The organism is Anabaena sp. CA = ATCC 33047 (assembly GCF_963870205.1).
Lineage (GTDB): Bacteria > Cyanobacteriota > Cyanobacteriia > Cyanobacteriales > Nostocaceae > Trichormus.
Genome location: NZ_CAWMSA010000006.1, coordinates 40447 through 54284, shown reverse-complemented (window position 1 = coordinate 54284; position 13838 = coordinate 40447). Strand labels below are relative to the sequence as shown.

Sequence of the window (13838 nt, the reverse complement as noted above, 5' to 3'; positions counted from 1 at the left end):
TTATTCAATATAGCTAACCACACCTGGATTGTCAACTCTTTCCCAGCAAATTTTTTTGCCTCTTTTTTCGCCCGTCGCTACAAAGCCTCTAGAGTAAGTGTTGTAGGCTATATTATTGGTGCAAGTTATTAGGGCAGAGATGAAATTGTGAGTAAATCTGGTGTTTTGCCACCTTGGCTGGTATTAGATAGGCTATTGCATGATTGGTTGTTGGAGGATGTTGGTCGAGGCGATCGCACAACAAATAGCTTATTAGCCGCAGATGTGACTCCAGGCACAGCTAAATGGATAGCAAAAGCACCAGGGATTATTGCTGGTTTACCAATTGCCGCCAGGGTGTTTCAGCTTTTGAATGAGAAAGTAAATTTTGTGGCTACTGCTAATGAGGGTTCATTCTGCGAACCGGGCCAGGTAGTGGCGGAAATTCACGGTTCATTGGATGCTTTGCTGATGGGCGAAAGGGTAGCACTGAATTTAGCTATGCGTTTAAGCGGAATCGCTACTTTAACTCATCAATATGTAGAGCAAATAGCAGATTTACCGGCTCAGTTGGTGGATACACGCAAAACTACGCCAGGATTGAGATTGTTAGAAAAGTATGCAACTGCTGTAGGTGGTGCGATTAATCATCGCATGGGGTTGGATGATGCGGTGATGATTAAGGACAATCATATTGCTGCGGCTGGGGGTATTGGAGAAGCTATTACACGCATTCGGGCTAAAGTCCCGTATCCTTTGACGATAGAAGTGGAGACTGAAAGTTTAAATCAGGTGAAAGAAGCTTTGCAGTACCAAGCCGACATTATTATGTTGGATAATATGCCGTTAAGTTTAATGCATGAGGCAGTACAGTTAATTCGTCAGCAGGATATACGGGTGAAAATAGAAGCGTCTGGTAACGTGACTTTAGAAACTATTCGTGCTGTGGCGGAGACAGGAGTTGACTATATTTCTAGTAGTGCGCCAATTACTCAGTCCCGGTGGCTGGATTTGAGTATGAAGATTCCTGTTTAACGGGGGATATTCTTTATAAGATAAGGTTTACGGTAGAAATTAAACAGAAAGGCAAAACCACCGACTTTAATGGTGTGGGAATAATTGAGTGTACACTCAATTAGTTTGTTTCACATAGATTCTTTATTTGAAAATTTTTATGTTGGATTTTGTAGATTAAATGCTTGCCAAACAAGAGGTTTACGGATGAGGGAAAAATTGCGATCGCCTCACTAGCGCAACGTACAATAGGCTGTTGTTTATATAAAAATTTATTCTAGCCACAATTTAAACGTGACTAAAATTCAGACTAAGCATTCGACATTCCTAAAAACCTTAAAAAAAGCTTAAATTATTCAATTAACTCAATACCATAATATGAATCAAATTAATCAGCCTAAGTACCATAAATTTACACTAATTTTTTGATAAATTTCATACTAATTGAGTATTTTCGCTATTAGAAATATTCAGATAATTTATTGCTATTACTACTGTTGGTAAAATCCACAGTATCTAAGCAAGTTTAGGGTAACAGTTTCTATACAGAAGCGTTTATCCTAAATATTGTGGCTAGCTAATGGAGAAAGTTGGTGGAATTATTATCCGATTCCGTTGTGCTATCACGGATGCAATTTGCTCTAACTGCAATATTTCATATGCTTTGGCCTGTCCTGACTACAGGGATGGGAATTTATTTAGTCATTGTGGAAGGAGTCTGGCTAAAAACTAAAAATCCAGACTATTATCTTCATGCCCGCTTTTGGTCGAAATTTTACGTCCTAAATTTTGGGATTGGTGTAGCTACTGGTATCCCAATGGAATTTCAATTTGGGACGAATTGGGCCCCCTTCTCAGAGGCAGTAGGTAACTTTTTCGGCAGCGTGATTGGTTTTGAAGCGTCTTGGGCGTTCATGCTAGAGGCTGCTTTTTTAGGCATTATGTTATTCGGTTGGGAACGGGTGAATCCCACAATTCACTATCTTTCAACTATTTTGGTGGCTGTGGGTGCTAACTTATCAACCTTGTGGATTTTAACAGCCAACTCATGGATGCAAACCCCCGCAGGAGGGGAATTGGTGAATGGCAAGTTTGTGGTTCATGATTATTTTCAAGCCATTTTAAATCCGTTTATGGTCAATAGTGTGTTGCATATGTTCTTTGCCACGCTAGAGACTTCTTTATTTGTGATTGGCGGAATTAGTGCTTGGTACATTCTCAAACAACGCCATACAGGATTCTTTTCTAAATCTTTGAAGATTGCCTTAGCAGCTGCGATCGCAGTTGCGCCATTACAAATATACATCGGTCACTTAAGCGGCGAGCAAGTTTATCACTATCAACCCACAAAACTAGCCGCAATGGAAGCCCAATGGGAAAGCACACAAGCCGGACAACCTGCTGACTGGAGTTTACTGGCCATACCTAACGAAAAAGCCGAAAAAAACGATTGGGAAATTACTGTACCTAATGCTTTGGGATACATTCTGGAATTTAAAAAGAATCTTTCTGAACCAGTGCAAGGTTTAAAAGAGTGGAAACCAGAAGATCGTCCCCACATGATAGGTTTAATTTACTACGCCTTCCGGGTCATGATTGCCATTGGCTTTTTCTTTGCCGGCTTAATGCTGTTGAGTACGCTGCAATGGTTACGTGGCAAACTTTCAGCAGAAAACATTACTCAGCAACGTTGGTTGATGGTAGCTTGGGTATTTGCTGCACCTTTAGGATATATCGCTGTTGAATCAGGTTGGATTGTGCGTTGTGTAGGTAGACAACCTTGGACACTTTACGGACAAATTCGTACTGTTGATTCTGCTTCTCATCTACCTGCAAGTAATGTCTTAACCTCACTCATTAGCTTCGCTGTAGTTTACAGCGTGTTGTTCATTGCAGCTATGTACTTTGGTAGCCGCATCATCCGCACAGGGCCAAATTTGGAACTACCAATACCAGGAACGGAAATCACCAAACCCGCAGTAGAAACTACTCCTGCTGAGTTTGTACCCGATGAACGGCCTGTGGAGGCACAACAATAAGTTTCTCAATTAATATTTGGCAGCATTGTCAATAACTGTCAGGTGGGCATTGTCAAAAACGTCAAATTAAGGCTTTGAAGAAATTGCCAGCAATGCCCACCCTACAAAAACTATCAGCAAGCAACAGGTACAAGTGGTTATTGACAATAATCTCTAGACAACTTAAAACTTAGGACTTTACCAATAGGACACTGTATGGAGACACTACAGTATTTTCTCCCTCAAGTCTGGTTTGTAATTCTAGCTCTTTTTTTATTTCTTTATGTCATGCTAGATGGGTTTGACTTAGGGGTAGGTATTTTGTCTCTCACTTCCTCCGATGAGGAAAGGCGAGGAATTTTGATGACTAGCTTGAGTAATATTTGGGATGCTAATGAAACTTGGCTAGTTCTCATGGGGGGGGGGTTGTTTGGTGCATTTCCCTTGGCTTATGGCACAATTTTGAATGCTTTATACATCCCGATTCTAACTATGGTGTTTGGGTTTATTTTTCGGGGTGTGGCGTTTGAATTTCGAGAATTATCTAGACGTAAATTTTTTTGGAATTTTGCTTTTGGTGCGGGGAGTTTTACTGCTGCACTCGGTCAAGGTTTTGCTTTGGGTGCAGTTCTCAAAGGTATCAGAGTTGATGAAACAGGACACTTTATTGGTAGCACTTGGGACTGGTTAAGTTTACCGTCAGTGTTGGTAGCTTTAACTTTAATTCAAGGCTACGTATTGATTGGTTCAACTTATCTAGTTTGGAAAACCACAGGAGAATTACAAGAGACACACTATAAAACAGCTAAACTTGCGGCTGTGACAACCCTAATCGGCGCGATTTTAATTACAATTACCACACCCATCATTTATGAGAGTGCTAGGTCACGCTTGTTTCAGCAGCCCCTAGTTTATATTTTTGCGGTTATTCCTGTGTTGGGAGTGTGGTTGATTTGGCAACTTTTACAAAGTCTTAACCGCAAGGAAGAACGCGCTCCTTTTGTTTGGACTATTCTGTTATTTGTGGTGACATTTTTAGGATTGGGATTAATTGTTTTCCCCTATATTATTCCTAATCAGATCACAATTTACGAAGCATCTGCCGATCCGAGTTCCCTCGTGATTATGATCATATTTATTGGCTTCCTGATTCCGGTGATGCTGTTTTACAACCTTTACCAGTACATTGTTTTTCGTGGTAAGGTGACTGGCGGGCAATATGGAGAGTAAATCAAGTTTGATTTAGATCAGTAACCTCAAAAATCACCGCCAAATAAAATCAGTCCGCTTTGGCGGACTTTGATTAAAATAGTTGATGTTATTTAAGCTAACTATTTGTAGCCACAGAGAACTAAACATCGATTTTTAGTGGTGGCAAGAATCATAGTTAACGTGAATGCTACTTGATTTTTTGCTTAATAAACGTCACTAACTGAGCGAGTTGTTTTTTCAAGCCGTCAATCTCTGCTTGCATTTTGATAATCTTGTCATTCAAAGCTTTAATTTCTGCGGCTGAAGTTGCTTCCGGTTGGGCAGTTGCGACTGTAGCTGTTGTAGCAACAGGAGCAGTGGCGATCGCACCATTTGTGACAGTGGCAGCTGTTGCTACTGTAGCAGTCTTAACAGCAACAGTAGCAGCTACTGGTTCTGGGCGAGGCAGTTTCGCCTTAGTCATTGCTGCCTTAATGGCGTTAATTAGCTGCTTCTGGTCAAAAGGCTTATGCAAAAATTCAAAATATTCAAAGGGTTCAGTAATTTTTTCTGTCACCTCTTCCTTTCGCCCAGACATGATCACTAAAGGAATCTTTCTTAAATCTGGGCTAGCCTGGATTTGTTGGAAAACTTCCCAGCCACTCATTTTGGGTAAAAGGAAATCCAACATAATCAAGCTGAGTTTTTCTTGACGGATGAAATTTAGTCCTTCCAAACCGTCTTTTGCTTCCAAGACCTCGAAATTGCCAGGAGGTAGCATTTCTCGTACTTTGACCCTGACAACGGTAGTGTCATCGATAACTAGAATCTTGTTACTTGCCACGACTGATTGCTCTAAAAGAATATCTAAGTTTAAATAACGGCTTTGTTGATTGACCGTGAGAATGTTCCCACTATATCCAACATTTTGATTAATTGGGGGATAGTATATTTCGGTATAAATGTCGTTGCGGGTAGTGTTTTACAAAACTTTTACTCCTGTGCCTGTAAATTTATGTCAAGGTGATATTTAAGGCCTAACAGTACCATTGCTTAAAGTTATATGACCTCTTCACAATCAGCCCAAATTAAGTCAGAAATTGCCGCAATGCCTAGCTGGTTACGCCGTCCTATCGGTAAAGCCAGTGAACTCTCGACTGTACAACGGATTATCAAGCAGCGTCAAATTCATACAATTTGTGAAGAAGGTCGCTGTCCCAATCGGGGAGAGTGCTATTCCCAAAAAACTGCCACGTTTTTACTGATGGGGCCAACCTGTACTCGTGCTTGTGCTTTTTGTCAAGTGGATAAAGGTCATGCACCAATGGCTGTTGACCCAGAGGAACCGCAAAAGGTAGCGGAGGCGGTGCAGCTTTTAGGCTTGCGTTATGTCGTACTGACTTCTGTAGCCCGTGATGACTTGTCAGATCAGGGTGCTGGTCACTTTGTGAGAACGATGGAAGCTATCCGTCAGTTAACCCCGAATACACAAATTGAAGTGTTAACGCCAGATTTTTGGGGTGGTGCAGGTGCGGGAGAAGCAGGACAGCGCGATCGCATCGCCTTGATTGTGGCAGCTCGTCCGGCTTGTTTTAACCACAATATTGAAACAGTACGACGGTTAACTGGGCCAGTACGTCGAGGTGCGAAGTATGATCGCTCTTTGCGAGTATTATCTCTAGTCAAAGAACTCGATTCAAGTATTCCTACAAAATCAGGTTTAATGCTGGGACATGGTGAGACTCAGGAAGAAATCATCACTGCAATGGCAGATTTAAGGGCTGTGGGATGCGATCGCCTGACTCTTGGTCAGTATATGCGTCCATCTTTAGAACATCTGCCAGTCCAAAAATACTGGACACCAGAAGAATTTGACGAACTCGGAAAACTCGCCAGGGAAATGGGATTTAGTCATGTCCGTTCTGGGCCGTTAGTTCGTAGTTCCTACCATGCAGGTGAGGAGTGAGTGGGTACAAATCAATTCAAAATTGTTGATTTTTGATTATTGATTGTTGACTGTTGACTGTTGAATTGATTTGTCCCCAGTCCCTATTCCCCAGTCCCCAATCCCCAATTTCCCACCCTCACACAAATATTTTTAAAGAAATTTGATAATTGGCTCCTCTGTTTGGTATTTCTGAAAAAGTCTGACATTAGGAGAATCGCCTTATGGCTAAAGTTAAAAATCCCCCAGTTCCTGACTCTGGAGCGAAAGCACCCTATCCTTTTCGCACAGGTTGGGCAATCTTGCTACTAGCTGTTAACTTCCTGGTAGCGGCTTACTACTTCCACATCATTGACTAATTAACTGTTTCCTGGTGTTGCTCAAATCGTGCCTTTGAATAAACCTTTGGGACGAATGAGCAACACCAAAATCATGATTAACAGTGCTACACCTTGCTTATACTGGGAACCCAACCAGGGTGTACTAACTTCTTGGACGATACCAATGATAAAAGCGGCGGCGATCGCACCGTAAGGGTTGCCAATCCCTCCCAAAATTACGGAAGCAAATAAGGGTAGAATCAAAAACCACCCCATGTTGGGACGTACAGCCGTAATTAACCCATACATACTACCCCCCAAAGACGTGAGTGTACCAGCAATTAGCCACGTCCAAAAAATTACCTGCTCAACATCAATCCCAGAAACCTTGGCTAAATCTAAATCATCAGCCACGGCTCGCATCGCCTTGCCAATTTTCGTGTTTTGTAACAAGTAGTGCAGAGCCAAAATAGCCACTACCGCTAATGCCAACACCAATAATTGATTTTGCGGTACTCTAATGCCAAAAATATCAAGTGCCGGAGTAATCGGTAAGTCATAATTTTGATTCTTACCTCCCCACAGGAGAATAATCCCATTCCGTAGGAATAAAGCCAATCCAATCGAGATAATAATCAGCGTCGTCGAATTAGCGCGGATCGAGCGCATCCTTGACCATAGTAATTTTTCTGATATCAGCATCGCCAATACCGTACCTGCGGCTGCCAAAATCATTGACAGCCAAATATTCAACCCCAAAGTATTTACCAGCAAAGTTAGGTAAGCTCCCAAGGTGAGAAAGTCACCATGAGCAAAGTTAGATAACCGTAAAATACCGTAAGTAAGCGTGAGTCCAACTGCCGCTAACGCAATAATGCTACCCACGGCAATGCCATTGACAATTAGCTGAATGATTTGTGTGTCCATAGTCTTACTTAAAAAAGTCGCCCGTTAATCAATTGGAATGGTTAAGCACAAATAATTATTTTTGGTTTTGTAGTAATCATCGACACTATAGGTTATGATTTTGATACAAAAAAGAATTGTGAGTTAATATACATAGGATCTTGTTCGTATTTTTTGCGAAACCACAGTTTTTCAACGGTCTAGTTGACCATGCAGCAGTATTCAAGCTTACCAGAACCGAACTCACAGGTAGATACCACAATTTCACAACTTCGCGCTGAGTTATGGCTGGAGCGCAGCTTGAACCAGCTACAAAGTCGGCTGAATGATTGTCTATTGGCTGTGTTTACTAATGTCTCACAGGCAAGAATCACAGAAGCTGAAATTTTTCAAACTGTGGTTAATGAACTCAACACGGCTTTAAATGCAAGTAGATTAGGGTTCGCGCAGTGTGTCATGGGTATCGCTCTGTTTCAAGCGCAAGACTCAGTTGGTAAAGTTTACTATATTTCTCATTCTCCATCTGCTGGTTCTCCATATCTGTTCCCAGAGGTAAGGCTGAAAAAAGGTAAAAAGCTCAGATTGGAACTGCAAGCAGAAATTACACTCAAAGATTTACAAGAGCTAGAAACACAAAAACCGCCAAAAGCTTGGCGATTAACTGATGAGACTGGTGGGATGGTTGGTTGGCTACTCATGGCTACACCTAAACACAACTCTCATGGCAAAACCCTAACAGCATCACAAGCGCAACTCTTGACGCTATTAATGGTTAAGTCAGTTGAGCAATGTGTTAAAACCCTGACACAACTTAAACAAATTCAATCTTTACAACAGCAATCTCAGAATTTATTTAGCACTAATCAAGAACTGAAGCGGACAAATCAACTAAAAAACCAGTTTTTAGCTAACACCAGTCATGAAATCCGCACACCATTAAGTTCCATTATTGGTTTTACTCACCTGCTGCTAGCTCAAAACTACGATCCAACTAGAGAACGTCATCGTGAATATCTAAATATTATTCAATCTAGTGGGAAGCATTTACTAGCTCTGATCAATGATATTTTGGATCTTTCTAAAATTGAAGCCAACCAATTAGAAGTGCAATGGGAAAAAGTTGATGTGCCAGAATTGTGTCGTAATGTTCTGGGGCTAGTCAAAGAAAAAGCTGGTAATAAAGGCTTAAAGTTAACTTTAGAATTAGATGCTGATGTCACCACCCTGGTAGCAGATTCCTTAAGACTTAAGCAAATGCTGTTAAATTTGCTGTTTAACGCTTTAAAGTTTACCAATAAAGGCACTGTAGGTTTAAAAGTAACACGACAAGATTCAGATTTGCATTTTCTGGTGTGGGATACGGGTGTTGGCATCTCCACAGAAAACCAAGCTTTACTTTTTCATCCCTATGTCCAAATCCCTAACTCCTCAGCTAGCCAGAATGAAGGTACTGGTTTGGGGTTAGCAGTAACAAGAAAACTGGCAGAAATTCATGGCGGTTCTGTTACGGTGGCATCGGAGGTAAATCACGGTTCCCGTTTTACGATTATCTTACCTCTTATACCTACAGGCGCAGTATTATCAACAGACATAGAGCCAGAGGAAGAAGTAACATCTTCACAGTCTTTGCCAATAACTCCTAGCAGTTGCAGAGAAATTTTGCTGGTGGAGGATGACTTACCTAATGCGGAACTGATGAAGATACATCTGAGTAAGTTGGGATATGCGGTAACTTGTGTGAACAATTCAGGGGAAATGTGGCTAGCACTTAGCCAAAAACAGCCAGCAGTAATATTAATGGATATTTGTCTTCACGATGCCAATGGTTTGGATTTAGTGCAGCAGTTACGAAAAAAACCAGAATATCAGCACATTGCTGTGATTGCCCAAACGGCAATGGCGATGAAAGGCGATCGCGAAATGTGTTTAGCTGCTGGGTTTAATGAATATATTTCTAAACCTATCGATTTATCACTGTTGACTAATTTGGTGGCAAAGTATAGCCAACCAAGTTAGGGTATGGGAAATAGGGGCAGAAATCACCACTAAAATAAAATTGATTTGGTGCTATTGGCTTTTGGCAGGAATTAGGAAATGATGTTGACAGCAAAACTGGAGCAATTAACAGCTTTATTTGCAGAAATGGAACAGGCTTTGATTGCCTACTCTGGGGGTGTGGATAGCACTCTGGTAGCTAAAATTGCTTATGATGTTTTAGGCGATCGCGCTTTGGCTGTAACGGCTGTTTCACCTTCGCTGTTACCAGAAGAACTGGAAGATGCCAAAATTCAAGCCGCAACTATTGGGATTACTCACAAAATCATCCAAACTCATGAAATGGAAAATCCCAATTACACAGCTAATCCGATCAATCGTTGTTATTTTTGCAAAAGTGAATTACACGACAACCTCAAACCTTTGGCTTTAGAGTTGGGCTATCCCTATGTAGTCGATGGGGTGAATGCTGATGATTTGCAAGACTACCGCCCAGGAATTCAAGCGGCTAAAGAAAGAGGCGCGCGATCGCCTTTAGCTGAAGTCGGTGTGACTAAGCTAGAAGTGCGGCAACTGTCGCAACAATTAGGTTTACCTTGGTGGGATAAACCAGCCCAACCTTGTCTGAGTTCCCGTTTTCCCTACGGTGAGGAGATTACTATCGCCAAGTTACAACGCGTAGGTAGAGCAGAAATTTATTTGCGGAAACTGGGTTGGCAGAATTTGCGAGTCCGTTCTGAAGGCGATACAGCACGCATTGAATTACCACCAGAAAAAATTCAAGATTTTGTAGTCATGACAGATTTACCATCTGTAGTTACAGCCTTCCAAGAGTTGGGATTTATTTATGTCACTCTTGATTTAGAAGGTTATCGTAGTGGCAAGTTAAACCAAGTTTTAAATCGGGAAGCCTGGGAAACTAACGTATAAAAGTTATTTTGCATGATTAAGCTGCGAGGGCGGATGTTATGTAGTTTCTGCGTCTACAGACACTAAAATACAACCGTTAATCCTCCAAGTATCATCAGGTTGTTTTTCCATAAAATACAAGGCTCGTAAGGGAACCCCTTCAGGTGATAGCAGTAAAACCGGCTGAGTGATATTGTCTTGGATTGTGGTAATCTGCTCAAAAAATACCGAACGAGGACGGTAAACCGCAGGGTAACTGATGCTCACCATCCGCATAAAGTTCTCTGCGGTTTTAAATTGCTCTTTGATTGCCAGACTAGCAAAGGAGAAGGCAGCTTGAGCATCATCCTGTTGAAATGCTTGTAATTGGCCTTCTATCACAGAACGGATGGCAAGATAATCTTTATCAGTAGCTTCCATAAAACCTACAATTTGCGATCGTTGATGTCAGGGTGAAGCCTATCGCTCAATTGCTTGAGAGAGTTTGAATTCTACTTGCTGGAGGGCAAATCGCCACACATCATATCCATCTTGTGATAGATGTAATCCATCAGTAGTTAAATCTGAGCGTAAGTTACCATCAGCATTTGTAAACCAATGATGGATATTCAAGTAATTAGCTCCTTCTTGTTGAGCAATCTCAGAAATTCTTTGATTCAGATGACGAATACGGCTATTAGAAATTGTTGAGATATCAGTTGGTAGGATAGATTGAACAAATATCTGAGTTTTAGGGTGAGTTTGCCGTAAACTGCGAAGAATTCGCCGATAATTTCGTAAAATTACTTCATCGCTTGTACCTTTTCTTAAGTCATTAATCCCAGCCATAATGTAAATTGCATCTGGTCGGGTTTTGGCGAAGGCTGCCAATCTTCTGGCAATACCGCTTGATGTATCTCCAGATATGCCCTGATTAAGCCATAATTTCCCAGTAGGCAGTTTTTCTGTGGGAAACCACAGGCTTAAGGAATCACCCACTAAGATACTCAAGCGGTTTTTACCTTGACCTTGAGCGATCGCTTTCCCTTCTAAAACTAATAAACTTTTCCAATCTTCATAAGTCAATTGCCGTTTCCTACCTGAGTCTCGCGGTAATTTTCCGCGCTCAATATCTGTACGTGTATAAATTTGACCCGTTTTCAGTGCTGCTAGTCTTTGATAGTAAAGTTGATTGCCAGAAGTTAATGACTGATTTGTTGGTTGGCTACTGGGGTTAAATAATGACTCTACGGTGTTTGGTATTTCTTGCGAGTTAATTTTCCGTAAACTGACGTTCTCATTCGCCAGCTTGTTGTCACCTACTTTTGTTTCAGAAGCTTCTGAAGCTGGTAACAGTTGACTGCTCAACTCTGATAATGAAAGCTGAAAAAGCCTAGGAAAAAATTTTTGACTGAATGTTGGTTGTAATTTTTCTACAGGCTGGGTTACTTGACTACTGAATTCGGGTACAGATACATCATGATTGAGGTTATTTTTGACATCTGTTCTGGTCTGCAAGCCTTGATTTACATCCCATTGGGATATATCATGTTGTGGCAAGATAGCTAACATCTGTGGAAGAGCTGAAGCTGGTATTGCCAATCCTGTTAACAAGCCTGCTGCCAACAGATAAGGTTCCCTCATCGCTTTGCTTCTCCTCTAAATTCCTGCTTTTCTCTTTGACAGCGTTAATTATCCGTATTCAGGAAATTTTACTGTAGTTAAAATATTATTCTTATGAAAAATGTATAATTTTGTAAACTAGGTTAACAAGATTACATAAGATAATTTACAAATTCTTTAAAGCATAACTTTTATATTACATAATTTAGCCTGATGTTAGACTTCATGTTCAAGAATGTATAACTTTTTATATACAACATGTTTTACCAAGTTTTTACTTCCGTATGCACCAGACGAGATTGATTTGGAATTATAAAAAAAATTTATCTGCTTGTAAATAAGTTAAGATAGAGAATATTTTGCATAAATGTGTCTTAGCAAATTCATGCAATTGCTAGCCATGTTTGACGACATCAGTAATTTTGAAGTCAAATACGGAATTTTTCCCTAAAACCATTCATATATTTTTACATATAGGACACTTTGTAGTAGTGAATACCATCTACTTAGATAGCCTCATGCCTTAACACTTAGGATGTCTGTATTATTACTCAATTAAAATTAGTTCAATACATATAGTATAAGCCCCTGGGAAATGCTAATATTTATCCGATGTCATTGATGTTTCCCTTTAATTTTGTGGCTAGAGCTAGTACAGCAATTGGAGTAAGTCCAATTATCAAGGAGATTGTGCAAAAACAGGCACATTCAACTCGTCTCACGTTAAAAGAGGTAATTCTCATGGGAATGTTAGCTATCGATAAACTTGATGACCAAAGTCGTCAAGAGTTAGCCGACCGAGTTCACCAAATGCAAGTCAATGGAGAAATTTGAATCTGCTTTCTTGTGTAAATAGTCTAGAGTCTACAGTTCACAGTTAACTACTGACTCTTGATTATTCACGAAATCGGTAACGACTTCCCAGAAGATAATCCTCATTAATCTCAAACGATAACCATCGACGTTGCAAAGTTTCAGCAACAAACCCAGTAGTATTAGAACCTGCAAAGGGATCTAATACTAAATCACCCTCATCAGTTAAAAACTTGATGAAAAATTCAGCGAAACCTTGAGGAAATCTAGCTGGATGTGGTTTGATTCCGGCTGCTTTACAACGTCGTAAATACACACTATTTGATTCGGTGTTCGGAATTTCTAGCAAATTCGGTGGAATTGCGCCTTGGTTATCTGTTTGAAATTTGTTAGAAATGTCATGTCCACTAGGACGGCTTTTAGCTTGATAGCCATTTTTAAGTAGGTTTTTCATACTTTGGCTATATGGCTTTAAAACTTTGCGATTGTTTGCTTTCGGGTACGGCGTTTTAGATAACCACCAAACTGTATTTACTGCGTCTTTAACCCGAATTCGTCTAATTGTTACCCACTCAGCAGGAGTCGGCAGTCGCGCTGGATTGTAGTGATAGAATTCCTGTGCTAAAAAAAAGCCGACTTCTTTGCAGAGTTTAATCAGAAGTTCGTATTGGTATATACTGCGGACAGGATTACCAGGCAGATAAGCTCCGCCTAAATCCAATACCAATGAGCCATTCTCTGCCAGAACTCTTTGAAACTCGTAAGCAAAAGGCAAAAACCAATCAATATATTTTTCTGCGCTTTCGTTACCATAAGCTTTTTTACGTGTTAAAGCGAATGGGGGTGAAGTGAGAATTAAATTAATGCTGTTGTCTGGGATACTTTTGATAATTTGCAGGCTGTCACCTAAATAGGCTTGTCCGTGCTGTTGCGTGTAATAAGGCTGAGAATTAGTGACTTTTGGGGTTGTTGGCTGTGAGTTCAAGCGGTATCTAAATTATCTGAATGACTCAAAGACTACCACTTTTTGTCAGGTAGGAACTTACCAAAAAATAAATTATCCAAATCGACTATTAGTAGGGTGCGTCAGGATGAATATTTTCTTGGTATAGTAGGGGCGGGTTCACAAATACCCTAGTTGAGCAA

The 13838-nt window shown here is 40.6% G+C and carries 13 protein-coding genes; 8 read left to right on the top strand and 5 right to left on the bottom strand.

Annotation, left to right across the window (positions count from 1 at the left end):
• Positions 1 to 147 precede the first annotated feature (147 nt).
• The 3 genes from nadC (at position 148) to cydB (ending at position 4241) form a co-directional block, all read left to right on the top strand.
• Complete coding sequence (nadC, locus tag AACS98_RS02600) at positions 148 to 1014, top strand: carboxylating nicotinate-nucleotide diphosphorylase (RefSeq protein ID WP_066375997.1); 867 nt, start codon at positions 148 to 150, stop codon at positions 1012 to 1014.
• 572 nt (positions 1015 to 1586) lie between these two features.
• Positions 1587 to 3032 carry a cytochrome ubiquinol oxidase subunit I gene (locus AACS98_RS02595; protein ID WP_066375996.1) on the top strand — a complete coding sequence of 482 codons (1446 nt, stop codon included), beginning with the start codon at positions 1587 to 1589 and terminating at the stop codon, positions 3030 to 3032.
• Between the two features lie 195 nt (positions 3033 to 3227).
• On the top strand, positions 3228 to 4241 hold the full coding sequence (gene cydB, locus AACS98_RS02590) for a cytochrome d ubiquinol oxidase subunit II (RefSeq protein ID WP_066375995.1): 1014 nt from the start codon (positions 3228 to 3230) through the stop codon (positions 4239 to 4241).
• A gap of 169 nt (positions 4242 to 4410) precedes the next feature.
• On the opposite strand, the gene AACS98_RS02585 is transcribed toward cydB, so the two are convergent.
• A complete protein-coding gene (locus tag AACS98_RS02585) occupies positions 4411 to 5046 on the bottom strand; it encodes a response regulator (RefSeq protein ID WP_066375993.1) in 636 nt (211 codons plus the stop codon).
• A gap of 219 nt (positions 5047 to 5265) precedes the next feature.
• Between AACS98_RS02585 and lipA the strand changes: the two genes are divergently transcribed.
• Positions 5266 to 6168 carry a lipoyl synthase gene (gene lipA, locus AACS98_RS02580; RefSeq protein WP_066375991.1) on the top strand — a complete coding sequence of 301 codons (903 nt, stop codon included), beginning with the start codon at positions 5266 to 5268 and terminating at the stop codon, positions 6166 to 6168.
• A gap of 203 nt (positions 6169 to 6371) precedes the next feature.
• Positions 6372 to 6506, top strand: coding sequence for a photosystem I protein PsaX (locus AACS98_RS02575; protein ID WP_066375989.1), 135 nt, complete (start codon positions 6372 to 6374; stop codon positions 6504 to 6506).
• Between the two features lie 21 nt (positions 6507 to 6527).
• On the opposite strand, the gene AACS98_RS02570 is transcribed toward AACS98_RS02575, so the two are convergent.
• Complete coding sequence (locus AACS98_RS02570; protein ID WP_066375988.1) at positions 6528 to 7394, bottom strand: branched-chain amino acid ABC transporter permease; 867 nt, start codon at positions 7392 to 7394, stop codon at positions 6528 to 6530.
• Between the two features lie 189 nt (positions 7395 to 7583).
• Here AACS98_RS02570 and hrmK point away from each other — a divergent pair, with 189 nt between their 5' ends.
• Together hrmK and larE are read left to right on the top strand one after the other, a co-directional pair.
• Positions 7584 to 9389, top strand: coding sequence for a hybrid histidine kinase/response regulator HrmK (hrmK, locus tag AACS98_RS02565; protein ID WP_066375986.1), 1806 nt, complete (start codon positions 7584 to 7586; stop codon positions 9387 to 9389).
• 78 nt (positions 9390 to 9467) lie between these two features.
• Positions 9468 to 10298: an ATP-dependent sacrificial sulfur transferase LarE gene (gene larE / locus AACS98_RS02560; protein WP_066375983.1), complete on the top strand. Its 831-nt coding sequence runs from the start codon at positions 9468 to 9470 to the stop codon at positions 10296 to 10298.
• 36 nt (positions 10299 to 10334) lie between these two features.
• Here larE and AACS98_RS02555 read toward each other — a convergent pair whose 3' ends face one another.
• A complete protein-coding gene (locus AACS98_RS02555; RefSeq protein ID WP_066375980.1) occupies positions 10335 to 10697 on the bottom strand; it encodes a DUF4864 domain-containing protein in 363 nt (120 codons plus the stop codon).
• A 39-nt stretch (positions 10698 to 10736) separates the two neighbouring features.
• Complete coding sequence (locus tag AACS98_RS02550) at positions 10737 to 11900, bottom strand: SGNH/GDSL hydrolase family protein (protein WP_066375979.1); 1164 nt, start codon at positions 11898 to 11900, stop codon at positions 10737 to 10739.
• Between the two features lie 600 nt (positions 11901 to 12500).
• Here AACS98_RS02550 and AACS98_RS02545 point away from each other — a divergent pair.
• Positions 12501 to 12713, top strand: coding sequence for a hypothetical protein (locus AACS98_RS02545; protein WP_066375978.1), 213 nt, complete (start codon positions 12501 to 12503; stop codon positions 12711 to 12713).
• A gap of 61 nt (positions 12714 to 12774) precedes the next feature.
• Here AACS98_RS02545 and AACS98_RS02540 read toward each other — a convergent pair whose 3' ends face one another.
• A complete protein-coding gene (locus tag AACS98_RS02540) occupies positions 12775 to 13677 on the bottom strand; it encodes a DNA-methyltransferase (protein WP_066375975.1) in 903 nt (300 codons plus the stop codon).
• Positions 13678 to 13838 lie beyond the last annotated feature (161 nt).